At 55.4% G+C, this 4,180-nt stretch carries 2 protein-coding genes; both read left to right on the top strand.

Annotated elements, in window-relative coordinates; all coding sequences use genetic code 11:
- Positions 1–559: 559 nt before the first annotated feature.
- Positions 560–3,532, top strand: coding sequence for a M16 family metallopeptidase (locus ACFE7X_RS24040; protein ID WP_375438224.1), 2,973 nt, complete (start codon positions 560–562; stop codon positions 3,530–3,532).
- 110 nt (positions 3,533–3,642) lie between these two features.
- The coding region (locus ACFE7X_RS24035; protein ID WP_375438223.1) for an isocitrate/isopropylmalate family dehydrogenase at positions 3,643–4,180 on the top strand (538 nt) is incomplete at its 3' end.

The raw sequence follows: 4,180 nt of genomic DNA, 5'->3' as shown, positions 1-4,180 counted from the left end.
CTCCAGCGACAAGCTAGAGTACTTGAAAGAGAAATTTCCTATGCTAGTCGAGATGCAGCAGCGCCTGGGCCTGGATGCCGATTTTTAAACGGCCGGCTTGCCCTCTCGATAAAGTGCAGGGTTAGTTTACCTACTCAAGAAGGAGTTAGGGGTAGCTGACCAGCCGTTGCCAATGTTGCTTACTTGTCCTTCTGACGCAGAAAGGGTCTTCTTCTAGTTGACACAAACCATTGTCAGGACAATCGGTCTGGCCGGAGAAGGTCTTTTCAGCATCAGAATAATAGACGCGAGTTGTTAAGGAGGCGCAACTACTCCTCACCCTTTTTAGCCAGAGGCGCAACGTTGTTTGAGAACGGCAACTAGTTTTCCGTTCAACTTTTATTTAGCCTGACGCAGGATTCTTACGGCGCGGATCTGTGGTTCACCATACGTAAAATTTCGCACTTCGAAGCTGCGGCGGGTGGTTTAGGGTCCGGAGGCACTTTTTATTCCAGGATAGGCCGCCTATCTTTGATTCCTTTATTCCTCCGCCCTGCTTACTGCCCGCGCCAGCTGACCTGTGAAAAAAACCTTTCTGCTTCTGATTCCAGCTCTGGCGACTATCGGCCTCACGCAATGCCAAACCAGTAAGCCCGCCGCTACAGCAGCCACCTCAGTTCCCACCGCTACGCCGGTTGCAGCACAGCAGAAAGACTACAAGTACCAGACCGTAGAAGGCGACCCGCTCAAAGCCCGCATCTACACCCTAGCCAACGGCCTGACCGTTTACCTGTCCGATTACGACGATGCGCCGCGCATCCAAACGTACCTAGCCGTTCGGGCCGGTTCCAAAAACGACCCCGCTACGGCCACTGGTCTTGCGCACTACCTAGAACACATGGTGTTCAAGGGCACCTCGAAGCTGGGCAGCCAGAACTGGGCAACCGAAAAACTTGAATTAGACAAGATCGAAGCGCTTTACGAGTTGTACCGCAGCCAGCGCAACGACCCCGCTGCCCGCAAGCGCACCTACCACCAAATCGACTCGATATCGAGCGTAGCGGCCAAGTACGCCGTAGCCAACGAGTACGACAAGGTGATGGGCGCTATCGGGGCCAAAGGCTCGAATGCGTACACGTCGGTGGAGCAAACGGTGTATCAGGAAGATATTCCGAGCAACCAGATCGAGAAGTGGGCCGCTATCCAGAGCGAGCGGCTCGGCGAGTTGGTGCCGCGCTTGTTCCACACCGAGCTAGAGGCGGTGTACGAAGAGAAAAACCGCGGCCTCGACAACGACTTTTCCAAGGAGTACGAAGCCCTGAACCGCAGCCTTTACCAGAAGCACCAGTACGGCACCCAAACCACGATTGGCACCATCGAGCACCTGCAAAACCCGTCTATTACGGAGATTAAGCGGTATTTCGAGAAGTACTACGTGCCCAATAACGTTGCCTTGTGTTTGAGCGGCGACCTGGACTACGACCAGACCATCCGCCTCATCGACCAGTACTTCGGCAAGCTACCGAACAAGCCCGTACCGGCCTTCACGCCCGCCCAAGAAGCGCCTCTCACGGCGCCGCTAGTGAAGGAAGTAGTTGGCCCCGATGCCGAAAACGTGATGCTTGGCTTCCGTTTTCCCGGCACCACGTCGCGGGAGGCGCTGGTGCTGCGCATGGTTGATAAAATCCTAAGCAACGGCCAGGCTGGTTTGATTGACCTCAACCTCAACCAGAAGCAGACGGTACTGCAAGCCGCCTCGTTTACGGATATCAATAACGACTACTCTTCACACATTCTGTACGCCACGCCGCGCCAAGGGCAGAAACTAGAGCAAGTGCGCGACCTGCTGCTCGCGCAGCTTGACAAGGTGAAGCAGGGCGACTTCCCGGAGTGGCTGATTCCAGCCATCGTCAACAACGAAAAGCTACAGCGCACCAAGAGCTACGAAAGCAACGAGGCCCGCGCGGGCGCCTTTGTGGCTGCGTTTGTGGCCCGCGAAGATTGGAAAGATTACCTCAGGCAGATAGACGACTTCGCCACCATCACCAAGGAAGAAGTGATGCGCGTGGCCGGTCAGTACTACGGCCCCGGCTACGCCGTGGTGTACAAGCGCACCGGCAAAGACCCCAACACGGTGAAGGTAGTGAAGCCGGCCATTACGCCGGTGCCCGTGAACCGCGAAGTAGCGTCCGACTTTTACAAGCAGGTTACCAGCCTTGCTTCGCCCGAGTTGCAGCCGGTGTTTGTTGACTACAAAAAAGACATTCAAGAGACGAAGCTGGCCTCGGGTATACCGGTGTTCTACACCCGCAACACCGAAAACAACCTCTTCAACTTGTACTACGTGCTCGACCTGGGCACGAATAACGACCCCAAGCTCGGCCTCGCCGCCGACTACCTCCAGTACCTCGGTACGGGCAAATACAACGCGGCGCAGCTTCAGCAAGAGTTCTATAAGCTCGGCTGCTCCTTCGCCGTCAGCAGCGGCCAGGACCGGATTTTCGTTAGCCTCAGCGGCCTCGACAGCAACATGGAGCCAGCCTTGCAGCTTTTCGAAAGCTTGCTGGCGGCTCCTAACCCGGATGCGGCGGCCCTCAAGAATATGGTGGCCGGCGTGCTGAAGTCGCGCCAGGATGCCAAGCTCAACAAGCAGGTGATTTTGAGCCAGGCCATGGTGAACTTCGCCAAGTATGGCCCCAAGAACCCGTTCACCAGCCAGCTTAGCGAGAAAGAGCTAAAGGCCCTGAAACCAGAGCAGCTAACAGCCCTTATCAAGAGCATCCCGACCTATCAGCACCGTGTGCTGTATTATGGTCCACGCGCAGCTGATGGATTAACGGCTACGCTCAACACCAACCATAAAACGCCCGCCAAGCTCACGCCAGTACCGGCCAACAAGGAATTTGCCGAGCAACCCATGGACTCGCGCAAAGTGTATTGGGTGGACTACAACATGGTGCAAGCGGAAATCCTGTTCCTCTCGAAAGGGCCGGTGTACGATAAGTCCATCGTGCCGACGACCAGCCTCTACAACGAGTATTTCGGGGGCAGCATGGGCAGCATCGTGTTTCAGGAGCTGCGCGAGTCGAAGGCGCTGGCGTACTCGGCTTCTTCGCGCTTCGCCAACGCCGACAAAGCCGGCCGCAGCAGCTACAACCTGAGCTACATCGGCACGCAGTCCGACAAGTTGCCGGAAGCCATGGCAGGTATGAATTCCTTGCTCAACGATATGCCGGTGGCCGAAGCCAACCTGCAAATTGCCAAGAACGCCATCCGCAACAGCATTGCCACCGAGCGCATCACTAAGTCCGATATCCTGTTCAGCTACGAACGCGCCAAACGCCTCGGCCTCGACTATGACTTGCGCCGCGACGTGTATGAGCAAACGCCGAATATGAGCTTTGCGGACCTACAGAAATTCCAGCAGGCTCGCGTGAAAGGCCAGAATCAGACCATACTGGTAATCGGCTCCAAGGACCGTCTCAATTTCAAGGAACTCGCCAAGTACGGCCAGCTCCAGCAACTTTCGCTGAAAGAGATTTTCGGCTACTAGTGTCGCGCCTCCTAGCTTCTCTTCTAAAGAGCTATCGAGAGTAGAGCCCTGCACAACAATCAACTACCAAAACACCAATAACCGTCAATTAACAACTGACAATTTCCCCAATGGCAGAAAAAATCACCATCAAAAACGGCAAGCTGAATGTACCCGACCAACCTACAATACCTTTTATTGAAGGCGACGGTACAGGTCCGGACATCTGGGCGGCTTCTGTGCGAGTATTTGACGCGGCCGTAGAAAAAGCCTACGGTGGTTCGCGCAAGTTGGTGTGGAAAGAAGTGTTGGCCGGCGAGAAATCCTTTAAACAAAACAACAACTGGCTGCCCAATGAGACCTTAGATGCGTTCCGCGAATATCTCGTAGGCATCAAAGGCCCCCTAACTACGCCCGTAGGCGGCGGTATCCGCTCCCTGAACGTGGCCCTACGCCAGGAACTCGACCTCTATGCCTGCGTGCGTCCTGTACGGTGGTTTGAAGGGGTTCCGTCGCCCGTGAAGCAGCCCAACCTGACCGATATGGTGATCTTTCGCGAAAACACTGAAGACATCTACGCTGGTATCGAGTACATGAATGGGACGCCGCAGGCGCAGAAAATGCTGGAATTCCTGCAAGACGAGATGGGCGTGAAGAAGATTCGCTTCC

Origin of the sequence: uncultured Hymenobacter sp. (assembly GCF_964242765.1) — a bacterium.
GTDB lineage: Bacteria > Bacteroidota > Bacteroidia > Cytophagales > Hymenobacteraceae > Hymenobacter.
Note: the sequence above shows the minus strand (reverse complement) of the source record. Positions and strands in the feature narration are given on the sequence as shown.